Origin of the sequence: Streptomyces sp. NPDC017095 (assembly GCF_044332325.1) — a bacterium.
Taxonomy (GTDB): Bacteria; Actinomycetota; Actinomycetes; order Streptomycetales; family Streptomycetaceae; genus Streptomyces.
This window is the reverse complement of record NZ_JBIROU010000005.1, coordinates 116,986-138,031: the sequence shown is the minus strand read 5'-3', so window position 1 is coordinate 138,031 and position 21,046 is coordinate 116,986. Positions and strand designations below refer to the sequence as shown.

Sequence of the window (21,046 nt, the reverse complement as noted above, 5' to 3'; positions counted from 1 at the left end):
CGCGCTCACGCCTCCGGGATCTCGAACGTGCTGGTGCGCCGCAGTCCGGCGGCCCGGCCCTTGCCGGCGACCACCAGGGCCATCTTGCGGCTGGCCTCGTCGATCATCTCGTCCCCGAGCATCGCGGAGCCCTTCTTGCCGCCCGCCTCGGAGGTGTAGTAGTCGTACGCGTCCAGGATCAGCTCGGCGTGGTCGTAGTCCTCCTGGGAGGGGGAGAAGACCTCGTTGGCGGCGTCGACCTGGCCCGGGTGCAGCACCCACTTGCCGTCGAAGCCCAGCGCGGCGGCCCGGCCGGCCACCTCGCGGAAGCCGTCCACGTTGCGGATCTGGAGGTAGGGGCCGTCGATCGCCTGGAGGTCGTTGGCGCGGGCGGCCATCAGGATCTTCATCAGGATGTAGTGGTAGGCGTCGGCCGGGTAGCCGGGCGGCTGCTCGCCGACGACCAGCGACTTCATGTTGATCGACGCCATGAAGTCGGCCGGGCCGAAGATGATCGTCTCGATCCGGGGGCTGGCCTGGGCGATCTCGTTGACGTTGTTCAGGCCCTGGGCGTTCTCGATCTGCGCCTCGATGCCGATGCGCCCGACCTCGAAGCCCATGGTCTTCTCGATCTGGGTCAGCAGCAGGTCCAGCGCGACGATCTGCTGGGCGTTCTGCACCTTGGGGAGCATGATGCAGTCGAGGTTGGGGCCGGCGCCCTCGACCACGGTCACGACGTCCCGGTACGTCCACTCGGTCGTCCAGTCGTTGACCCGGACCACCCGCGTCTTGCCCGTCCAGTCGCCCTCGTTGAGGAACTTGACGATGGTGTGCCGCGCCCCGGGCTTGGCGAGCGGCGCGCACGCGTCCTCCAGGTCCAGGAAGACCTGGTCCGCGGGGAGGCCCTGGGCCTTCTCCAGGAAGCGCGGGTTCGAGCCCGGCACCGCCAGGCAGGAACGCCGGGGGCGGAGGCGGTTGACGGACGGCTGCGCGGCGCTGGTGGCGGGCGGCGGATGGGCGGTCATGCGGGGACCTCCAAGGGGTCGAGCTTGTTCGCTGTGCGGATCTCGTCCACGATGCGGCCGATGATCCCGGTGATGTCGAAGTCCTTCGGGGTGAACACCGCGGCCACCCCGGCGGCCCTGAGCTGTTCGGCGTCACCGTTCGGGATGATGCCACCCGCGATCACGGGTATCTCTGTGGCACCGGCCACACGCAGCCGCCGCAGCACGTCCGGGACGAGCTGGGCGTGCGAGCCGGACAGGATCGACAGGCCCACCGCGTGCACGTCCTCGGCCACCGCCGCGTCCACGATCTGCTCGGGAGTGAGCCGGATGCCCTGGTAGACCACCTCGAAGCCGGCGTCCCGGGCCCGTACGGCGATCTGCTCGGCGCCGTTGGAGTGCCCGTCCAGGCCCGGCTTGCCGACCAGGAAGCGCAGCCGGGCGACGCCCAGTTCGCGGGCGGTGGCCTCCACCCGGGCCCGGACGCCGGCGAGCGCGGAGCCCGGCTCGGCGGCCACCGCGACCGGCGCGGAGGAGACCCCGGTGGGCGCCCGGTACTCGCCGAACACCTCCCGCAGGGCGCCGGCCCACTCGCCGGTCGTGACGCCGGCGCGGGCGCACTCCAGCGTGGCCTCCATCAGGTTCTCGGTGCCCTGGGCGGCCTCCTTGAGCCGCTCCAGCGCCTTGCAGGGCCGCGGGTGGTTGAACGGCGGCTGGTAGCGGGTGTCCCGCCAGTGCCGCAGCGCGTCGACGACGCGGGCCTCGACCGCCGGGTCCACCGTCTGGATCGCGGTGTCCAGATCGGCCGTCAGCGGGTTCGGCTCGGTGCCCTCGAAGGCGTTGACGCCGACGATCTTCTCCTCGCCGGACTCGATCCGGGCCCGGCGCTCGGCGTGCGAGGCGACCAGCTGCGACTTCAGATAGCCGGACTCCACGGCGGCCAGCGCGCCGCCCATCTCCTCGATGCGGCCGACCTCCGCGAGGACGTCCGCGACCAGCTCCTCCACCTTGGCCTCGACCACCTTCGAGCCCTCGAAGAGGTCGTCGTACTCCAGCAGGTCGCTCTCGTAGGCCAGCACCTGCTGGATGCGCAGGCTCCACTGCTGGTCCCAGGGCCGGGGCAGGCCGAGCGCCTCGTTCCAGGCGGGGAGCTGCACGGCACGGGCGCGGGCGTCCTTCGACAGCGTCACGGCCAGCATCTCCAGCACGATCCGCTGGACGTTGTTCTCCGGCTGCGCCTCGGTCAGGCCGAGCGAGTTGACCTGGACGCCGTAGCGGAAGCGGCGCTGCTTGGGGTTCTCGATGCCGTACCGCTCGCGGGTGATCCGGTCCCAGATGCGGCCGAACGCCCGCATCTTGCACATCTCCTCGACGAAGCGGACGCCCGCGTTCACGAAGAAGGAGATCCGCGCGACCACGTCGCCCATGCGCTCCTCGGGCACCTGCCCGGAGTCGCGCACGGCGTCCAGGACGGCGATCGCGGTGGACATCGCGTACGCGATCTCCTGCACCGGCGTGGCCCCGGCCTCCTGCAGGTGGTAGCTGCAGATGTTGATCGGGTTCCACTTCGGCAGGTGGGAGACCGTGTACGCGATCATGTCCGTCGTCAGGCGGAGCGAGGGCCCCGGCGGGAAGACGTGCGTCCCCCGGGACAGGTACTCCTTGACGATGTCGTTCTGGGTCGTGCCCTGGAGCCTGGTGAGGTCCGCGCCCTGCTCCTCGGCGACGACCTGGTAGAGCGCCAGCAGCCACATGGCGGTGGCGTTGATCGTCATCGAGGTGTTCATCTGCTCCAGGGGGATGTCCTGGAACAGCCGGCGCATGTCACCCAGGTGCGCGACGGGCACGCCCACCCGGCCGACCTCGCCGCGGGCGAGGACGTGGTCGGGGTCGTAGCCGGTCTGGGTCGGCAGGTCGAACGCCACCGACAGGCCGGTCTGGCCCTTGGCGAGGTTGCGCCGGTACAGCTCGTTGGACGCCTCCGCCGTCGAGTGGCCGGCGTACGTCCGCATGAGCCACGGACGGTCCTTCTGACGCTCTGTCATCTGCGGCCCTCAGACGTTCCGGAAGCGGTTGATGGCGTCGAGGTGCCGGGCGCGCGTCTCCGCGTCGCGCACGCCGAGGCCCTCCTCGGGCGCGAGGCAGAGCACGCCGACCTTGCCCTGGTGCAGGTTGCGGTGGACGTCGTAGGCCGCCTGGCCGGTGTCCTTCAGGTCGTAGACCTTCGACAGGGTCGGGTGGATCTTGCCCTTGGCGATGAGGCGGTTGGCCTCCCACGCCTCGCGGTAGTTGGCGAAGTGCGAGCCGATGATCCGCTTCAGCGACATCCACAGGTAGCGGTTGTCGTACTCGTGCAGGTACCCCGAGGTCGAGGCGCAGGTGGTGATGGTGCCGCCCTTGCGGGTGACGTAGACGGAGGCGCCGAAGGTCTCGCGGCCGGGGTGCTCGAAGACGATGTCGATGTCCTCGCCGCCGGTCAGTTCGCGGATGCGCTTGCCGAAGCGCTTCCACTCCTTGGGGTCCTGGGTCCGCTCGTCCTTCCAGAACCGGTAGCCCTCGGCGTTGCGGTCGATGATCGCCTCCGCGCCCATCGCCCGGCAGATGTCCGCCTTCTGCGGCGAGGAGACGACGCAGATCGGGTTGGCGCCGCCGGCCAGCGCGAACTGCGTGGCGTACGAGCCGAGTCCGCCGCTCGCGCCCCAGATCAGCACGTTGTCGCCCTGCTTCATCCCGGCGCCGTTGCGGGAGACGAGCTGGCGGTAGGCGGTGGAGTTCACCAGGCCCGGCGCCGCCGCCTCCTCCCAGCTGAGGTGGGCCGGCTTCGGCATCAGCTGGTTGGACTTCACGAGCGCGATCTCGGCGAGCCCGCCGAAGTTGGTCTCGAAGCCCCAGATCCGCTGCTCGGGGTCGAGCATGGTGTCGTTGTGGCCGTCGGAGGACTCCAGTTCCACCGACAGGCAGTGGGCGACGACCTCGTCACCGGGCTTCCAGGCGTTGACGCCCGGGCCGGTGCGCAGGACGACGCCCGCGAGGTCGGAGCCGATGATGTGGTACGGCAGGTCGTGCCGCTTGGCCAGCTCGTTGGTGCGGCCGTAGCGCTCCAGGAACCCGAAGGTGGACAGCGGCTCGAAGATCGAGGTCCACACCGAGTTGTAGTTGACCGACGAGGCCATGACGGCCACCAGGGCCTCGCCCGGGCCCAGTTCGGGCACCGGCACCTCGTCGAGGTGGATCGACTTGCGCGGGTCCTTGTCGCGGGTCTCCAGGCCCTGGAACATCTCCGTCTCGTCCTTGTGCACGGTGATCGCGCGGTACGAATCGGGGAGCGGCAGGGCGGCGAAGTCGGCGGACGTGGCGTCCTGCGACTGGATCGCGTCCAGGATGTCCTTCACGGTCACGGTGTCGCCTCCGGCGGTGAGCGCCCTGAGGGAGGGGCGCCTTTCGGGGATCGTCGGTGCTTGCTGAGTGCTGCTGAGGGTGTCGAGGGGTGCCGTCGGTCCGGCGGGTGGTGCTTCGGCAGCGCTTTGTGGCGCGGGAGGGTGCCTGTGACGCAGGCGTCCGGGCGCAGGGGCCAAGGGCCCTCGGGGACAGCCGGCGAGGAGAAGGTGTCCGCTTCGCCGGCCGCCCGGACGACTTCACCGTATGGCACGCCGTGACAGGTGACAAGGCACTGCGTGCCAAAAAACGCACTCAGATGAAATCTTTACGCGACAGATGAGCGATGATCGATCGTCGCGTGGTAAAAGAACGGGCGGTGGACGGCACCGAGTGCCGTCCACCGCCCGTCTGCCGCGGCCGGACCGGGTCTTACAGCCGGTCGCCGAGCGCCTGCTGGATGGTGCGCATCACCTCGTCGAGGGGTGCGTCGGTGCGGGCCACCGTCACCAGGACCTCGCCCCGGGCGGCGGCCGTGGTGGTGGCCGGCGGGGTGCGCGGCGCGGACTCGCGGCCGGCCCCGATGCCGGAGCCGAACGTCTTGCGCACGATCGCGAACGCGTGGTCCAGCTGGGCCTCCACGTCGCCCTGGCCGCCCGCCCGCAGCCAGCGCCGCAGGACGTGGTTGTGGGCGGTGACCACGGCCGAGGCGGCGACCTCCGCCAGCAGCGGGTCGTCGTTGGCGTCGTCGGCGTGCGCGTGCTCGTCGAAGTGGCCGAGCAGATAGCGGGTGAACAGGCGCTCGTAGCGGGCCACGGAGGCGATCTCGGCCTCGCGCAGGGTGGGCACCTCGCGCGTCAGCTTGTAGCGGGCGACCGAGATCTCCGGCCGCGCCGCGTACATCTTCATGACTTCCTTGATCCCCCGGCACACCGTGTCGAGCGGGTGCTCGTGCGCGGGCGCGGCGTTGAGCACGGCCTCCGCGCGGACCAGGGTGTCGTCGTGGTCCGGGAAGATCGCCTCTTCCTTGGAGCGGAAGTGGCGGAAGAAGGTGCGCCGGGCGACCCCGGCGGCGGCGGCGATCTCGTCGACGGTGGTGGCCTCGTACCCCTTGGTCGCGAACAGTTCCATGGCTGCCGCCGCCAGCTCTCGGCGCATTTTCAGCCGCTGGGCGGCGGCCCGACTGCCTGCGGCACTTTCCGGCGCGTCGGGCGTGGCGGGTGTACGGGAGGACTTGGCGGGCTGGGACATGACCCGAACGTACTGCATCCGCGCAGCACGATGCGCAGGTCCGGACCCTCCCCCGCCCGCGGAGGGCGGGGGAGGGCCGGCCGGTTCGAGCAGTCCGCCCCAGTCCGGCCGCGTCCGGAACCCGTCGCCGGCGCCGTCAGCGGCGGGCATACTCGCGGAAGCCGCGGCCGGTCTTGCGGCCCAGGCAGCCCGCGGCCACCAGATGCTCCAGCAGCGGCGCCGGGGCGAGGCCGGGGTCCCGGAACTCGCGGTGCAGCACCTTCTCGATGGCCAGCGAGACGTCCAGGCCGACCACGTCCAGCAGTTCGAACGGGCCCATCGGATAGCCGCCGCCCAGCTTCATCGCGGCGTCGATGTCGTCCGGCGAGGCGTAGTGCTCCTGGACCATCTTGACCGCGTTGTTGAGGTACGGGAACAGCAGCGCGTTGACGATGAACCCGGCCCGGTCGCCGCAGTCCACGGCGTGCTTCCCGGTCCTCGCGCAGACCGCGCGGACCGTCGCGTGCACCTCGTCGGAGGTCAGCACGGTGCGCACGACCTCCACCAGCTTCATGGCCGGCGCCGGGTTGAAGAAGTGCATGCCGATCACGTCCTGCGGGCGCGAGGTGGCGCGGGCGCAGGCGATGACGGGCAGCGAGGAGGTGGTGGTGGCCAGCACCGCGCCCGGCTTGCAGACCTTGTCCAGCGCCGCGAACAGCCGCCGCTTGACCTCCAGGTCCTCCGCGACCGCCTCCACGGCCAGGTCCACGTCGGCGAACGCGTCGTAGGAGCCCGCCGGGACGATCCGCTCCAGGACGCCGGCGGCGGCCTCGGCGGTCAGCCGGCCCTTGTCCACGGACCGGGCCAGGGACGTGCCGATCCGGGCCTTGGCCGTCCGTGCCTTCTCCTCGCTGCGGGCGGCCAGGACGACCTGGAAGCCGGCCTTCGCGAACACCTCGGCGATACCGGAGGCCATCGTGCCGGATCCGGCGACCCCGACCGAGCGGACCTCCCGGCCCCCGGCGGACGGCCCGCCCGCCGCCGGAGCCGGGGCGTCCGGCACGACCGTCCCGCTGCCCGGCGCCTCGTAGGTGTAGAAGCCGCGCCCGGACTTGCGGCCGGTCAGGCCCGCCTCGCTGAGCTGGCCCAGGATCGGGGCGGGCGCGTGCAGCCGGTCCCGGGACTCGGCGTACAGGGCCTCCAGGACCGTGCGCGCGGTGTCGATGCCGATCAGGTCCAGCAGGGCGAGCGGGCCCATCGGCAGACCGCAGCCGAGCCGCATGGCGGCGTCGATGTCCTCCCGGGAGGCGTACCGCGACTCGTACATCGCCGCGGCCTGGTTCAGATAGCCGAACAGCAGTCCGTCCGCGACGAAGCCCGGACGGTCGCCGACCGCGACCGGCTCCTTGCCCAGCTCGATCGCGAGCCCGGTGACGGCGGCGACGGCCTGCGGCGCGGTGAGCACCGAGGAGACCACCTCCACCAGCCGCATCGCGGGCGCCGGGTTGAAGAAGTGCAGGCCGAGCACGCGCTCGGGGCGGGCCGAGCCGGCCGCCAGCCGGGTCACGGACAGCGCGTTGGTGCCGGTCGCCAGGATCGTCTCCGGGCGGACGACGGCGTCCAGTCCGGTCAGGATCCGCTGCTTGATCTCGTACGACTCCGGGGCCACCTCGATCACGAGGTCGGCGTCGGCCGCCGCGCCGAGGTCGGTGGCGGTGCGCACCCGGGCCAGCGCCCCGGCCCGCTCCCCGGCGGTGAGCCGGCCGCGCTCCACGGAACGGGCGGTGGCGGCCTGAAGGGCGGCGAGCGCCCGGGCGGTGCGGTCCTCGCTGATGTCGATGCCGATCACCTCCCGGCCGGCCGTCGCGAGGACCTCGGTGATGCCGGTGCCCATGGTGCCGAGGCCGACGACGGCGATCGTCTTCAGCGGGGACGGCGGGGACAGGGGGGTGTCGGACAGGGGAGCGGCCATCGCGGGACTCCAGGAATGAGGTGACGACGAGGAACGCGCCGTGGCGCGCCCGGCAGGGCGCACCACGGGGCGAGGAGGAATGCGGGTGTCGCCGGGCTGCGAGCGCACACGCCCGGTGCGGCCGGTGCCACGGGCGCGCACACGCCCGTGAACGGCAACTTTCCGGCCGGCTCTGTCCCGGAGCCGGGCCGTACTGCGGTACACGCGGTGTACCGAACCGACAGCGCTCGCTCGCGACGGCCGCGTCACCAGACCGTCGCCAGCGAAAGAAGCGAGGGTTACTCGCTCGTATGAGCTTAACCGGCGGGTAACGAGCGCACCAGACCCTGGTGGGAAACCGACTCTGTGATGTACCTCCCTCCGTCGCCGCGACCCGCTTACGCTGGACCTCGTGGACGAAGAGTCGCGTTCGCTCACGGAACGCTTACGGCAGGAGTCGGGCGGCTCGGCGGCGTTCGCCCGTCTGCTGGCCGCCGAGGACCACGACACCCTCGCGGAGGTGCTCACCGCGCCCGGACAGCCGCTGTGGGCCCGGGAACTGGCCGCCTTCCGCCTCGGCCGCGCGGGCGACCGGCGGGCCTTCGAGGCGCTGGTGCTGCTGCTCAACCACCGGGACCCGCCGCGCTGCGCCTCCGCCGCGCACGCCCTCGCCCGGCTCGGCGACCCGCGCACCGCCCGGGCCGCCGCCGCCCTCGCCACCAACGAACTCCGTGTCGCCTACGCCCTGCACCCGGTACGGCTCCTGGTCGCCCTGCGCGCCCCGGAGTCCGTCCCCGCGCTGATCACCACGCTGGAGCGGCGGCTGCGGCCGCACGACCCCTACCGGCGGGTCGCCCTTGCCTGTGTGCAGGGCCTCGGCGAACTGGGCGACCCCCGCGCCCGCCAGGTGCTCGGCGAGGCCCTGGCCCACCCCGCACTCGCCGAGGCGGCGGTACACGCCCTGGCGAAACTCCCGCAACAGCAGCCCACCTGACGCGGGGTCAGTCGCCGGGCTCGCGGACGTAGCGGAGTTCGGGCACGGGTACGCCGGATGCTTCGAAGGTGTCCTCGGCGCCGTCGGGCCGGAAGCCGGCGCGTTCGTAGAAGCGGCGGGCCGGGGCGTTGCCCTCCAAGACCCACAGGAACATGCGCGCACGCCCCGCGCACCGCTCGGCCGACGCGGCCAGCAGCGCCCGCCCGATCCCGCCGCCGAGGTGCGCCGGATCGACGTAGAGCGCGTACAGCTCGGCGTCCCGCGGGTCCGCCCCGGCCTCCCGGTGCGGCCCCACCGCCGCCCACCCGAGCACCCGGCCGCCCCGCTCGGCGACCAGGTTCGCCACCGGACTGTCGCCCCGCGCGAACCGCTCCCGCCGCCGCCCGGCGTCCGCGCGCACGTCCAGCGCGTCCAGGTACGGCCCCGGCACCAGCCCCCGGTAGGCGTGCTGCCAGCCGCGGACGCGGATCTCCGAGACGCGGTCGCAGTCGGCGAGCGCCATGGCGCGGATGCGTACGGTCGGGTCGTCCATGACGAAACCGTAGACCTCGTCGCACGGAAGCCGGCAGTCCGCGGGCCGCGGATCACGGATGCGGTGCCTCGGCCACCGCGTCCGGGGCGACCGCGTCCGGGGCGATCCGGCAGTGCGAGCGGGTGCGCGCCTGGAAGGCGCACAGGGCCAGGGCGCCGGCCGCGGCGGACCAGGCGAACGAGAGCAGCCCGTAGGACCAGGAGGTGACGGACGTGAACGCCGCGGCCAGCGCCGACTGGCACGCGCCGTACAGCGGCAGGGCGTTCAGACCGGTGAGGTCGGCCACGTTCAGGACCGGGTTCTGCAGACCGGTGTCGACCAGGCTGAGCATGATGACGAGGAAGAAGCCCTCCAGCTCGCCGCGCACCAGCGAGCCCAGCAGCAGACCGATGCCGCCGTAGGCGAGACCGGCGCCGAAGACGGCGACGGTCAGCGGGCCCAGTTGCTGCACCGGCAGCGAGCCGCGGAGCACGGCCGTGGTGTACACGGCGACGAGGGCGGTGGCCAGGGCGACGGCGGTGATCTTGGCCAGCAGCATCTGGAGTCTCGGATAGCCGGCCAGGACCAGCCGGCGGTCCACCTCCCCGGCCTTGAAGGTCTCCATGAACATCGAGAAACCCGTGACCAGGGTGACGGCGGCGAGGGCGTTCACCACTTGGCTGACCTGATTCGCCGGCGCCTGGACCTCGGCGTGCGCGGCCTGAAGGGAGAAGCGCACCGCGCGGTCCGGCGCGCACAGCCGCGCCACCATGATCCAGCCGGGGATGAACGCGACCGCCAGCAGCATCGCCATCCGGCTGCGCAGGTGACCGAGGAGGGTGCAGCGCAGCATCTCGGTGAACGCCGGGCGCCGGTACGTCATCGGGTGGGCCTCTCCAGGTCGAGACGGCCGCCGCGCAGGTGGCCGACCGCGTCGAAGTGGTGCAGGTCGTGCAGCAGGTGCGAGACCACGACGATCGACCTGCCCTGGTCGCGCAGCCGGGCGGCGAGCGCCCAGAAACGCTGGTGCGTGTCCCAGTCGAACCCCTGGTACGGCTCGTCCAGCACCAGGAGCTGGGGATCGTGCATCAGGCTGAGCACGAGGTTCAGCTTCTGCCGCGTGCCTCCGCTCAGCTCCCCGGCGCGCTGCCGGCCGCAGCCGGTGAGCGCCAGGAGATCCATCAGCTCGTGGGCGCGCGTGAGGTCCGGCAGCCGGTAGGCCGCCTGGAAGAGACGCAGGTGCTGGGCGACGGTGAACGAGTCGTTCAGCACGGCGTGCTGTGGGCAGTAGCCCGCCTTGCCGGTGCGCTCCACCGTGCCCCGGTCGGGCGCCAGATACCCCATGGCGATCCGGAGCAGCGTGCTCTTGCCCGCGCCGTTCTCGCCGACGACGCCGATCAGCGCTCCGGCGGGCACGTCGAGGTCGGCGCCGCACAGGATCTGTCTGCGGCCGTACGCCTTCCACACGTCGCTGATCCGCAGCGGTGACCGCCGTCGCGTGGGCCGCGTGGCCTCTGTGGTCACGTCCGGGTCTCCCGTCAGCGCAGGGTGTAGACGGAGGCGGCGAGGGCGAGGGTGTACCACTGTTCGACCAGGCGGTAGCTGCGCTGGTCGTGCTCGCGCCCGCGCAGCCGCATCACCCGCACCGCGAGCAGCAGACTCAGACCGCCCAGGAGCACGTCCGTGGCGACGGCCCACCAGTGCCGGCCGGCGGGCTCCATGAGGAAGTAGTGGATGGCGACGGGACCCACGGCGAAGCCGGTGCACAGGAAGACCCGGGTGGGCGTCTCGCCGAAGACCAGCGGCATCGTGGACCGGCGGACCGCGCGGTCGCCGGTCATGTCGCGCAGGTCCTGTACCGACATGAGCAGGGTCACGGTGACCGTGAGGGTCACGATCCAGCGCCAGGCGTCCGGGGTGACCGCGGTGACCATCCCCCAGGCGGCGGCCAGCTGGGCGATGACCCCGAGTCCCGCGTAGAGGTTCCTGCCCAGCCAGTGCCGGCCCCAGCCGTACTCGTGCTGCAGCAGGGAGAGGACCTGCCACATCAGGGCCCACTCCAGGACACCCAGCCAGTACCCGTACAAGGGGAAGAGGACCCGGACCGCGTACAGCCGCAGCCGCGCGCCCCGGACGGTGCTCTGGCCGGTCACCAGGGGCCGGAACGGCTTGTTGACGCGGTCCTCCTCGACGCCGACGAGCTGGTTGGCCAGCGTGTGCTCGTAGACGAACAGCCAGAAGTACAGCGCTCCGCCGGCCAGGGTGAGCACGGCGTCGGGCGGGGACAGCCGGGCGTGGACGACGGCCGCCACCACGAAGCAGGTGGCCGGGAAGATGGTGGTCCAGCGGTCGGCGCTGATGAAGAGCCAGCTAAGGCGGATCTCCCGCCAGGCGCTCTGGAGCACCGCCGCCGGCGCGGTCGTGGTCGTCACTGTGGGTCCGTACTCCGTGGTCGGCCGGGCCGGTGGACGGCCCGGGGCGGGTCCTGGTGCGGGTCGCCGGCCGGGCCGGGCGTCACGCCGTGCGGTGGACGACCGCCTCCGCGACGTCCTCCAGCGTGCGGATGGCGCTGGGCGGGAAAGGGGCCACCGTCAGCGAGTCCAGGGCCTGGCGGTACCTCTCCTCGATCATGTGCTCGACGGCTCTCCGGGCTCCCGTGCCGGTGAGGATGGACCGGATCTCCGCGGCTTCCCGCTCCCCGAGGTCCGGGTCGCCGAGCAGCGCGTGCAGCCGGTCGGCCTGGGCCGGTCCGCAGACGCGCAGGGCGTGGACGATCAGGCTGGTGGACTTGCCCTCGCGCAGGTCGTCCAGGCGGGACTTGCCCATCCGGTCCGGGTCCCCGAAGACACCCAGCACGTCGTCCCGGAGCTGGAACGCCTCACCGAGGGGGATACCGAAGGCGGTGCAGGCGTTCATGACCTCCGGTCCGGCACCGGCGAGGGCCGCCCCCACCTGCAAGGGGCGCTCGATGGTGTACTTGGCGGTCTTGTAGCGGATGACGCTCAGCATCGTCTCCAGGCTCGCGTGCAGCTTGCCGGTGGTCAGCAGGTCCAGGTGCTGGCCGGCGATCAGTTCGCTCCGGGCGAGGTCGACGCAGTGCAGGACCCTGGCCCGGTGGGCCTCCGGCATGAGCGTGGTGTGCAGCAGCTCGTCGGACCAGACCAGAGCCAGGTCGCCCAGCAGGATCGCGCCGCCGAGTCCGTACTGCTGCGCCATCCGCGCCACGTGGTGCCGGTCGGCCAGCGACCGGTGGATCGTGGGGCGGCCCCGGCGGCTGTCGGACGCGTCCATGATGTCGTCGTGGATCAGCGCGCAGGTGTGCGCCAGTTCGATGGAGGCGGCCAGCCGGACGGCCTGTGTGATGTCGCCCCGCCCCCCGGCCGCGATCCAGCCGGTCACGCACAGCAGCGGACGGACTCTTTTCCCGCCGGAGATGAAGTCACGCAGAATGCGGATGAGCGCCGACTGGCCGGGCACGGGAGCGGACCGTTCCTTCTGCGTCAGGAATTCCGACAGCAGATTGTCGATCGCGGGGCGCGGCGCGAAGAACTCGGAGGTGACCGCCAGTGTTTCCGTACTCATGACGAAGGCGCCTTTCAGAAGGAATGCCGGTCACTGGTCCGGCCCGGTTGCTTCGCTTCGTGGCCGGCCCACCGCCGCATCTCGGGGGTGACCGGGTTGCCGGAGATAACGGCCCAGGGCCATCAAGGGGAAGACGTGCCCGTAATACCCGTAGTGCGCGGCCACGGCCCGGGGGACGAGGACGCCGGTGAACTGCGGCTCCTCCCAGGTGCCGGCGGGCGTCTGCCGCTCGGTCAGCCAGCGCACCCCGTCCCGCGCCACGGCACTGTCACGCTCTCCCGCCGCGAGGAGCGCGAGCAGCGCCCAGGCGGTCTGCGAAGGCGTGGACGGGCCGCGGCCGGCGCGGGCCGGGACGGTGTACGACTCCCAGCTCTCGCCCCAGCCGCCGTCCGCGTTCTGCACCGACGTCAGCCAGGCGACGGCACGCCGGACGGCGGCGTGGTCGCGGGGCACTCCGGCGGCCACGAGGGCGGGCAGCACACAGCCGGTGCCGTAGACGTAGTTCACTCCCCAGCGTCCGTACCACGCGCCGTTCGCCTCCTGCCGGCCGAGCAGCCAGCGGACGCCGCGGCGGGTACGGGGGTCGCGGCGCCGTCCCTGGGCGGCCAGCATCTCCACCACATGGGCGGTGATGTCGGCGGTGGGCGGGTCGGTGCAGAACTCGCCGAAGTCGAAGAACGGGAGCCTGGCGGGGAGCGTGCTGGTGTTGTCCGCGTCGAAGGCCGCCCACCCGCCGTTCCGGCTCTGCATGCCCAGGCACCACCGCGTCGCCCTGTCGAGCGCTTCGTCGACGCGTGCCCGGTCGGGATGGCTCACCCGGCGCAGCGCGAGGACCACCTCGCTGGTGTCGTCGGTGTCGGGGTAGTACCGGTTGTGGAACTGGAAGGCCCAGCCGCCGGGAGCCAGCCGGGGCCGCCGCACGGCCCAGTCGCCGGGCCGGTCGGCCTGCCGGGTGAGCAGCCAGTCGGCGGCCTTGACCAGCGCGGGATGGTCGGCGGCCAGACCGGCGTCCAGGAGCGCGGTGGTGGACAGGCAGGTGTCCCAGACCGGGCTGTGGACGGTGTGCAGCGCCCGCACGCCGTCCTCGGGCCACGCACCGCAGTCCTCCAGGAAGCCCCAGGCGGCCTTGAGCACCGGATGGTCCGGCGGGTAGCCGTGCAGATGCAGGGCGAGGACGACCCACGTGGTCATCGGCGTGCACGCCCCCCAGCTGCCGTCCGGCTCCTGACGCGCCAGGAGCCAGCGGACGCAGGCGTTCACCGCGGCTTCGCGCGCCGGGCGGGGAAGGGCCCGGGAGCAGGTGCGCACGGCGGCGTTCAGCCGCCAGAACAGCTTCTCCCGGCCGCTGTCGGGCGGCGGCGCCGGCGGCCGGCCCGCGGTGCCGGGCACGGCGAAGAGCTCGTCGATGCCGAAGGGGGCCGGGCGCACCGGGCGGTGGGCGCTGATGACGCTGAGGGCGACCAGCGCCAGGCGCATGACGGAGCTGAAGGAGTAGATGTTCAGGGGCGCCCGCCTGGGCAGGGCGATGATCTCCGGCGGGATCTCGGGCAGGTCGTCCCAGCTCCACCAGCCGAGGAGGGCGAGCCAGACACGCGCCGTGAGCGGGCCGGCCGCGGCACCGCCCTGCTCGCGCACCCAGGCCGCGCACCGCAGCATGTGCTCCTCGTCCGGGCCGTCCCCGGCGAGCCGCAGCGCGACGTACGCCTGGACCGTGGTCCCCAGATGGCCCCGGCCTTCGAAGACGAGGGGCCAGGAACCGTCCGCGCTCTGCTGCGAGCGGATCCACCGGCCGCTCGCCCGGGCCAGACGTTCGTCCAGCACGCCCAGCAGGTGGCGGAGGAAGAGGTCGTGGGCGTCGTAACTCACGTCCGTCGTGAAACGGGCCTTCCACCATCCGGCGGTGTCCTGCCGGGCCAGCAGATGGTCCGCGGCCCGCGCCACCGCGGCCCGGACCGCCTCCTCCGTCGCCTCCTCCGCCGGGCCGGACGCGGGAACGGCGGGCGGCACGCCGGCGTCACCCGCGGGGAGGGGGCCTTTCGCGTGCGGCACACCGCCGGCCGAAATCGTCATGGCACTCCTCAGGCACCGAATCCGTGAATACCCCGCCTTTCGGAATATCCGAATTCCGTGACGGCGCCGTCGCTGTTTCGCCGAGTTCGCCGTCCCGCGGGGAGGGGATCGATTCTTCCGGATCTTTCCGGCCGGCACATCCTTCGTACGTGTGCAAGAGAAGGGCGTGAAGAGTCACGCCGTGTGTTCCGGGACGCGCCCCCCGCGCCCGAAAGTCCGCATTCCGCGCGCGTCGCCGCTCCGGCGGCGCGCGCGGACCGGTATGCCGTCAGGGACGCGGGCCCAGCAGGCCGTGCAGGATGGCGCCGCGGGTCGCCGCCGGCGCCCTCTTCCGTGCGGACAGCGGCCGCGGGTCCGGTGACTTCGCGCAGACCGCGTCGGCCGGCCCGCCGCCGCGCGGCACCGTGCCGTCGGCCAGGTACGCGGCCAGGTAGCCGTCCAGGCAGGCGTTGCCGCTCAGGGTGACGCCGTGGTTGCCGCCGCCCTGCTCGACCACCAGGGCGGACCGGCTCAGCAGCCGGTGGACCGCGACCGCGCCGGCGTACGGCGTGGCCGCGTCGTCGGTCGCCTGGAACAGCAGCGCCGGCGGCAGGGCGCCGTTCGCGACGTCCACCGGCCGCCCCGGCGCCGCCGGCCAGAACGCGCAGGGCGCGTTGTACCAGGTGTTGCTCCAGGCCATCAGCGGCGCCTTCGCGTACACCCGCCAGGCGTCCGCCCGCCACCGGTCCCAGCCGCGCGGCCAGGGGGCGTCCCGGCACTGCACCGCCGTATAGACGCTGTAGCCGTTGTCGCCCGAGGCGTCCACGGCGCCCAGGCTCCGGTAGGCCGCCACCAGTGGTCCGGTCTCCCCGCGGCGCGCGTAGGCCGCGAACGCCTGCGCCAGGCGGGGCCAGTAGCCGTCGTAGTAGCCGCCGGGCGTGAAGGTGTCCTCCAGTTCCGCCGCGCCCACCTCGCCCCCGGCCGGCCTGCGCGCCAGCGCCGACCGCATCGCGTACCAGCGGGCCTCGATCCGCGCGGGGTCCGTGCCGAGCCCGTAGACCGCGTCGTGCCGGGCGATCCAGGCCATCAGCGCGCGGTGGCGGTCGTCGAAGGCGTAGTCCTGGCGGAGGTTGTCCTCGTACCACACGCCCGCCGGGTCGACGACCGAGTCCAGCACCAGGCGGTGGACCCGCCGCGGGTACAGCTTGGCGTAGACCGCGCCCAGGTAGGTGCCGTAGGAGTAGCCGAAGTAGCTGATCCGCGGCGCGCCCAGGGCCCGGCGCACGGCGTCCAGGTCGCGGGCCGCGCTCACGGTGTCCATGAAGGGCAGGACGTCGGCGTACGCGCGGCCGCAGGCCGCGGCGAAGGACCGCGCGCGCTCGAGGTTGGCCCGCTCCAGCGCGGGGGTGGCCGGGACGGAGTCCGGGCGGCCGGCGGCGAAGTGGCCGGGCGCGCAGGTCAGGGCGGGCGTGCTGCGGCCGACGCCGCGCGGATCGAAGCCGATGACGTCGTACCGGGCCGCCACCTCCTTCGGCAGGGCCGAGGCGACGAACCCGGCGAGCGCCAGCCCGCTGCCGCCGGGTCCGCCCGGGTTGACCAGCAACGGTCCCTCTGAGGACCGCGCGGTGTGCGGCACCCGGGACAGCGCGAGCGTGATCCGCCGCCCCGCCGGACGCGCGTGGTCCAGCGGCACCTGGACGGAGGCGCACTGGAGCGCGGGGTGGCCGAGGTCGCCACACCCTTTCCAGAGGGGCTCCGCCGGGGCGGCGGCGGCAGGTGCCGGTTGAGTGGCGGTGGCCGTCCGGCCGGGCGCGGCGGGTGCGGCGAGGGGCGCCGGTGTCGTCGTGGTGGCCGCCCGGGCGGGGGCGGTGGTCAGCGAGCCCGCCAGCACGGCGGCGGCCGCGCCCAGCGCGGCGGCGCGTGGTCTCATACGGGTCCTCCCGGGACGGAGGGGCACGGCGAACCGCGAGGCTCACGGTTCTCGCCGGATCGTCCCGGTATCGCCACCCCGCGGAACACGTCTCCGCGACACGTGACCCGATTGGGCCGCGAGAAGCCCCCGAACGCGCCCGGCCCCGCTCACATCAGACTGAGCTGGACCGGTTCCGCCCCGGCGGCCGGCGCCGGACCGGCCGGGCGGATCCGGCGGGCCACGGCGGCGCGCGTGGGCCCGATGCCGTACTCCTCGGCCAGCTCGTGCACTTGACGGGTGATCCGGCGCTGGTACCAGCGCGGCGCGTAGGCGCCCTCCGCGTACAGCCGCTCGTACCGCCCCACCAGGTGCGGATGGTGCCGCCCGAGCCAGGCCGTGAACCACTCCCGCGCGCCGGGGCGCAGGTGCAGCACCAGCGGCGTGACGGAGGTGGCCCCGGCCGCCGCGATCGCCCGGACCGTGGCCCGCAGCCGGTCGGGATGGTCGCCGAGGAACGGGATCACCGGTGCCATCAGCACCCCGCAGCCGATGCCGCGCTCCGTGAAGGCCCGCACGACCTCCAGCCGGCGCTCGGGCGCGGGCGTGCCCGGCTCGACCGTGCGCCACAGCTCGGTGTCCAGGAAGCCGACGGAGACCGAGACGCCCACGTCCGTCACCTCGGCGGCGCGGACCAGCAGGTCGAGATCGCGCAGGATCAGCGTGCCCTTGGTGAGCACGGAGAACGGGTTCGCGTGCTCGGTGAGCGCGGAGATGATGCCCGGCATCAACCGGTAGCGGCCCTCGGCGCGCTGATAACAGTCGACGTTGGTGCCCATCGCCACGTGGTCGCCCTGCCAGCGGCGCGAACCGAGCTGGCGGCGCAGCACCTCGGGGGCGTTCACCTTGACCACGATCTGGGTGTCGAAGCCGATGCCCGTGTCCAGGTCGAGGTAGCCGTGCGTCCGGCGGGCGAAGCAGTACACGCACGCGTGCGTGCACCCCCGGTACGGGTTGACCGTCCACTCGAACGGCATGCGGGAGGCGCCCGGCACCCGGTTGAGCACCGAGCGCGCCCGCACCTCGTGGAAGGTGATCCCGCGGAACTCGGGCGCGTCGAAGGTCCGGGTGGTCACGGCGTCCGCGCCGAACAGCGCGGCGTCCGCGGCCCGGCCGTGGTCGCTGTCGTCGGTGAGGTTCTCCCAGCGCATGACGCCTCCTCGGTAGCGCTGGGCACACAATAGAACAAACGTTCCCATGATCGTGCACCCCCCGATTTGGGCCGCCGGGCGCCGGGGTGGTTGGCTTGCCCCAACCCCGAGCTACAGGTCCTGGAGGAACGCAATGGCGCAGGTCGAGGCCACTACGGAGCGGGTCGTCGCGGCGGACGCGGAGAAGGTGTTCGACGCCCTCGCCGACTACCGCGGCACACGGCAGCGGCTGCTGCCCGAACAGTTCAGCGCGTACGAGGTGCGCGAGGGCGGCGACGGCGAGGGCACCGTCGTCCACTGGCGGCTGCAGGCCACCAGCAAGCGGGTGCGCGACTGCCTGCTGGAGGTGAGCGAGCCCACCGACGGCGAACTGGTCGAGAAGGACCGCAACTCCTCCATGGTCACCACCTGGCGCGTCACTCCCGCCGGCGAGGGCCGCTCCCGGGTCGTCGTCACCAGCACCTGGCAGGGCGCCGGCGGCATCGGCGGCTTCTTCGAGCGCACCTTCGCGCCCAAGGGCCTCGGCCGGATCTACGACGCCCTGCTCGCCAACCTCGCCGCCGAGGTGGAGAAGTAGCCCAAAAGCCTTCTCCCGCAGGGGCGTTGACTCTCGGTTGACCCCTTCACCGGTTCGAGTGGATCTCCGCCCCGGGCCCGGCGGCGCCGTAACCCGCCACCACCGTTCGCAGTTGTCGCCTCGCGCGGAACAGGTGACAGGTGGGACGAGGGGAGCGGTCCGTGGGCGGGACGACTCTGGCGCGGCACGAGCCGGCCGCGGCACCGGCGGCGGAGCGGGAGCCGGCCGCGGCACCGCCGCCCCCGCCCCCGGGCGCCGAACTCGGGCCCCGGCGGGTCCGGTTGGTCTTCTTCGGGCTGATGCTGGCGCTGCTGCTGGCCGCCCTGGACCAGATGATCGTCGCCACCGCCCTGCCGAAGATCGTCGGTGAACTGCACGGCCTGGACAAGATGTCCTGGGCGATCACCGCCTATCTGCTCACCTCCACCATCGGCCTGCCCCTGTACGGCAAGCTGGGCGACCTCGTCGGCCGCAAGGGCGTCTTCCAGTTCGCCATCGCGGTCTTCGTCCTCGGCTCCGCGCTCGCCGGGCGGGCCGGCAGCATGGACCAGCTGATCGCCTTCCGCGCGCTCCAGGGCGTCGGCGCGGGCGGCCTCATGATCGGCGTGCAGGCGATCATCGCCGACATCGTGCCGCCCCGCGAGCGCGGCCGCTACATGGGCCTGATCGGCGCCGCCTTCGGCCTCGCCTCCGTGGCCGGCCCGCTGCTCGGCGGCTACTTCACCGACCACCTCTCCTGGCGCTGGTGCTTCTACATCAACGTGCCCTTCGGCCTGGTCACCCTGGCCGTCGTCACCGTCGTGCTGAAACTGCCCCGGCCCCGCGTGCGCGCCCGGTTCGACGTCCCCGGCGCGCTGCTGCTGGCCGCCGCCTCCACCTGTCTGGTGCTGCTCACGAGCTGGGGCGGCACCGAGTACGCCTGGGACTCCCGGCAGATCCACGGCCTCGGCGCCGGCGCCCTGATCGCCACCGCGCTGTTCCTCGTCGCCGAGCGCTTCGCCGCCGAACCCCTCATCCCGCTGCGGCTGTTCCGCGATTCCGTCTTCACCGTCAGCGGCCTGGTCGGCCTGGTCGTCGGCGTCGCCCTGTTCGGCGCCGCCAGCTATCTGCCGACCTTCCTGCAGATGGTCGACGGGGCCAGCGCCACCGGGTCCGGGCTGCTGATGCTGCCCATGATGGCCGGCATCGTCGGCGCCTCGGTGCTCAGCGGACAGCTCATCAGCCACACCGGCCGCTACCGGATCTACCCCGTGCTCGGCAGCGCCGTCTCCGCCGTCGGCATGTGGCTGCTGTCCCGGCTCGACACCGGCACCCCGCGGCTGCACTACAGCATCTGGATGGCCGTCCTCGGCACCGGCATCGGCCTGGTGATGCCGGTCCTCGTCCTCGCCGTGCAGAACTCCGTACGCCCCGCCGACCTCGGCAGCGCCACCAGCGCCAACAACTACTTCCGGCAGATCGGCGGCAGCGTCGGTGCCGCCGTCTTCGGCACCCTCTTCGCCGGCCGGCTCACCGAGGCCCTGCACCGCGAGACGCCCCCGCGCGCGGGCACCGGCCTGCCCGACCCCGAGTCCCTCACCCCGCAGCTCGTGCACGCGCTGCCCCCGGCCCTGCGCGACGCCTACATCCGCGCCTACGCCGACGCGATGCCCCGGATCTTCCTCTACCTCGTCCCGGTGCTCGTCCTCGGCGTGCTCATCGCCTTCTTCCTCAAGGAGAAACCGCTGGTGTCCCACCACACCGCCGAAACGGAGCAGCCGACCGTGAACGCCCCGATCCCCCAGGCCCGTCCCCAGCCGCCGGCCGGGACGGCCGCCGCGCCGGCGCGCGCGCCCTACGCCGCCGGGATCCCGGTCTGCGGCACGGTGCAGCACGCCGACGGCACCGTGGTGCCCCGCGCCGCGCTCACCCTCATCGACGTCGCCGGGCAGCAGGTCGGCCGGGGCGCCAGCGGCGAGGACGGCCGGTACGCGCTCGGCACCCCCGGCGCCGGCTCCTACGTGCTGATCGCCGCCGCCGGCGGACACCAGCCGCAGGCCGTCTCCGTCACCGTCGGCGAACGCCCCGTCGAACTCGACGTCGTCCTCGGCGGCGCCGGACGCCTGGCCGGCAGTGTGCTCACCGCCGACGGCAGCCCGGTCCGGGACGCCATCGTCACCCTCACCAACGTGCACGGCGAGGTCGTCGCCACCACCCGCAGCGGACGCGAGGGCGGCTACGTCATCACCGAGCTGGTGGCCGGCGAGTACACCCTCGCCGCCAGCGCCCCCGCCTTCCGGCCCGCCGCCCTCCCGGTCACCGTGCAGGCCTCCCGGGAGACCCGGCAGGACGTCGAACTCGCCGGCGGCGCCGTGCTCAAGGGCACCGTGCGGGCCGGCGGCGGACGTCCCGTGGAGGAGGCCCGGGTGACGCTGCTCGACGCCGCGGGCAACGTCGTGGACACCCTCACCACCGGAGCCGACGGAACGTTCCGGTTCGTGGACCTCTCCTCGGGCGAGTACACCGTCATCGCCGCCGGTTACCCGCCGGTCGCCACGGTGCTCCAGGTCGCGGGCGGTGGCCGCACCGAACGCGACCTCCAGCTCGGGCACGAGGACTGAGGGGGCGCACGCCGTGCGCCGGGCCGCGCGCCGGTGCACTCGGCGCGGCTAATTCCAGGATTGGCACACATCGC

General features: G+C 73.0%; 16 protein-coding genes. 3 read left to right on the top strand and 13 right to left on the bottom strand.

Annotated elements, in window-relative coordinates:
* Positions 1 to 5: 5 nt before the first annotated feature.
* The 5 genes from ACH4OA_RS12045 to ACH4OA_RS12025 form a co-directional block, all read right to left on the bottom strand.
* Complete coding sequence (locus ACH4OA_RS12045; protein WP_397938728.1) at positions 6 to 1,004, bottom strand: HpcH/HpaI aldolase/citrate lyase family protein; 999 nt, start codon at positions 1,002 to 1,004, stop codon at positions 6 to 8.
* Positions 1,001 to 3,028, bottom strand: coding sequence for a protein meaA (locus ACH4OA_RS12040; protein WP_397968835.1), 2,028 nt, complete (start codon positions 3,026 to 3,028; stop codon positions 1,001 to 1,003). The genes ACH4OA_RS12045 and ACH4OA_RS12040 overlap by 4 nt, the downstream gene beginning before the upstream one ends.
* Positions 3,029 to 3,037: 9 nt before the next feature.
* Positions 3,038 to 4,375 carry a crotonyl-CoA carboxylase/reductase gene (ccrA, locus tag ACH4OA_RS12035; protein WP_365877670.1) on the bottom strand — a complete coding sequence of 446 codons (1,338 nt, stop codon included), beginning with the start codon at positions 4,373 to 4,375 and terminating at the stop codon, positions 3,038 to 3,040.
* A 415-nt stretch (positions 4,376 to 4,790) separates the two neighbouring features.
* A complete protein-coding gene (locus ACH4OA_RS12030) occupies positions 4,791 to 5,609 on the bottom strand; it encodes a TetR family transcriptional regulator (RefSeq protein WP_365877660.1) in 819 nt (272 codons plus the stop codon).
* Positions 5,610 to 5,745: 136 nt separating this feature from the next.
* Positions 5,746 to 7,560, bottom strand: coding sequence for a 3-hydroxyacyl-CoA dehydrogenase family protein (locus ACH4OA_RS12025; protein ID WP_397938725.1), 1,815 nt, complete (start codon positions 7,558 to 7,560; stop codon positions 5,746 to 5,748).
* 391 nt (positions 7,561 to 7,951) lie between these two features.
* Between ACH4OA_RS12025 and ACH4OA_RS12020 the strand changes: the two genes are divergently transcribed.
* The gene (locus ACH4OA_RS12020; protein WP_365877656.1) at positions 7,952 to 8,533 is read left to right on the top strand and encodes an adenylosuccinate lyase; all 582 of its coding nucleotides are present in this window, start codon (positions 7,952 to 7,954) and stop codon (positions 8,531 to 8,533) included.
* Between the two features lie 7 nt (positions 8,534 to 8,540).
* On the opposite strand, the gene ACH4OA_RS12015 is transcribed toward ACH4OA_RS12020, so the two are convergent.
* The 8 genes from ACH4OA_RS12015 to ACH4OA_RS11980 form a co-directional block, all read right to left on the bottom strand.
* Complete coding sequence (locus tag ACH4OA_RS12015) at positions 8,541 to 9,065, bottom strand: GNAT family N-acetyltransferase (protein WP_397938722.1); 525 nt, start codon at positions 9,063 to 9,065, stop codon at positions 8,541 to 8,543.
* Between the two features lie 52 nt (positions 9,066 to 9,117).
* Complete coding sequence (locus ACH4OA_RS12010) at positions 9,118 to 9,927, bottom strand: hypothetical protein (RefSeq protein ID WP_397968833.1); 810 nt, start codon at positions 9,925 to 9,927, stop codon at positions 9,118 to 9,120.
* A complete protein-coding gene (locus tag ACH4OA_RS12005; protein ID WP_397948296.1) occupies positions 9,924 to 10,568 on the bottom strand; it encodes an ABC transporter ATP-binding protein in 645 nt (214 codons plus the stop codon). Before ACH4OA_RS12005 ends, ACH4OA_RS12010 begins: the two co-directional genes overlap by 4 nt.
* 14 nt (positions 10,569 to 10,582) lie before the next feature.
* Positions 10,583 to 11,476 (bottom strand): UbiA family prenyltransferase, encoded by an 894-nt coding sequence (locus ACH4OA_RS12000; protein WP_365877650.1) that lies wholly within the window; start codon positions 11,474 to 11,476, stop codon positions 10,583 to 10,585.
* 82 nt (positions 11,477 to 11,558) lie between these two features.
* A complete protein-coding gene (locus tag ACH4OA_RS11995) occupies positions 11,559 to 12,626 on the bottom strand; it encodes a polyprenyl synthetase family protein (protein WP_397968831.1) in 1,068 nt (355 codons plus the stop codon).
* 30 nt (positions 12,627 to 12,656) lie between these two features.
* A complete protein-coding gene (shc, locus tag ACH4OA_RS11990; protein ID WP_397968829.1) occupies positions 12,657 to 14,696 on the bottom strand; it encodes a squalene--hopene cyclase in 2,040 nt (679 codons plus the stop codon).
* A 268-nt stretch (positions 14,697 to 14,964) separates the two neighbouring features.
* Positions 14,965 to 16,605 (bottom strand): alpha/beta hydrolase, encoded by a 1,641-nt coding sequence (locus ACH4OA_RS11985; protein WP_397968828.1) that lies wholly within the window; start codon positions 16,603 to 16,605, stop codon positions 14,965 to 14,967.
* Between the two features lie 149 nt (positions 16,606 to 16,754).
* Entirely contained in the window at positions 16,755 to 17,795 is a 1,041-nt protein-coding gene (locus ACH4OA_RS11980) for an Rv2578c family radical SAM protein (protein WP_397968826.1), read from the bottom strand.
* Positions 17,796 to 17,928: 133 nt separating this feature from the next.
* Between ACH4OA_RS11980 and ACH4OA_RS11975 the strand changes: the two genes are divergently transcribed.
* On the top strand, positions 17,929 to 18,372 hold the full coding sequence (locus tag ACH4OA_RS11975) for an SRPBCC family protein (RefSeq protein ID WP_365874508.1): 444 nt from the start codon (positions 17,929 to 17,931) through the stop codon (positions 18,370 to 18,372).
* A 161-nt stretch (positions 18,373 to 18,533) separates the two neighbouring features.
* Positions 18,534 to 20,972, top strand: a complete 2,439-nt coding sequence (locus ACH4OA_RS11970; protein WP_397938707.1) for an MFS transporter — start codon at positions 18,534 to 18,536, stop codon at positions 20,970 to 20,972.
* Positions 20,973 to 21,046 lie beyond the last annotated feature (74 nt).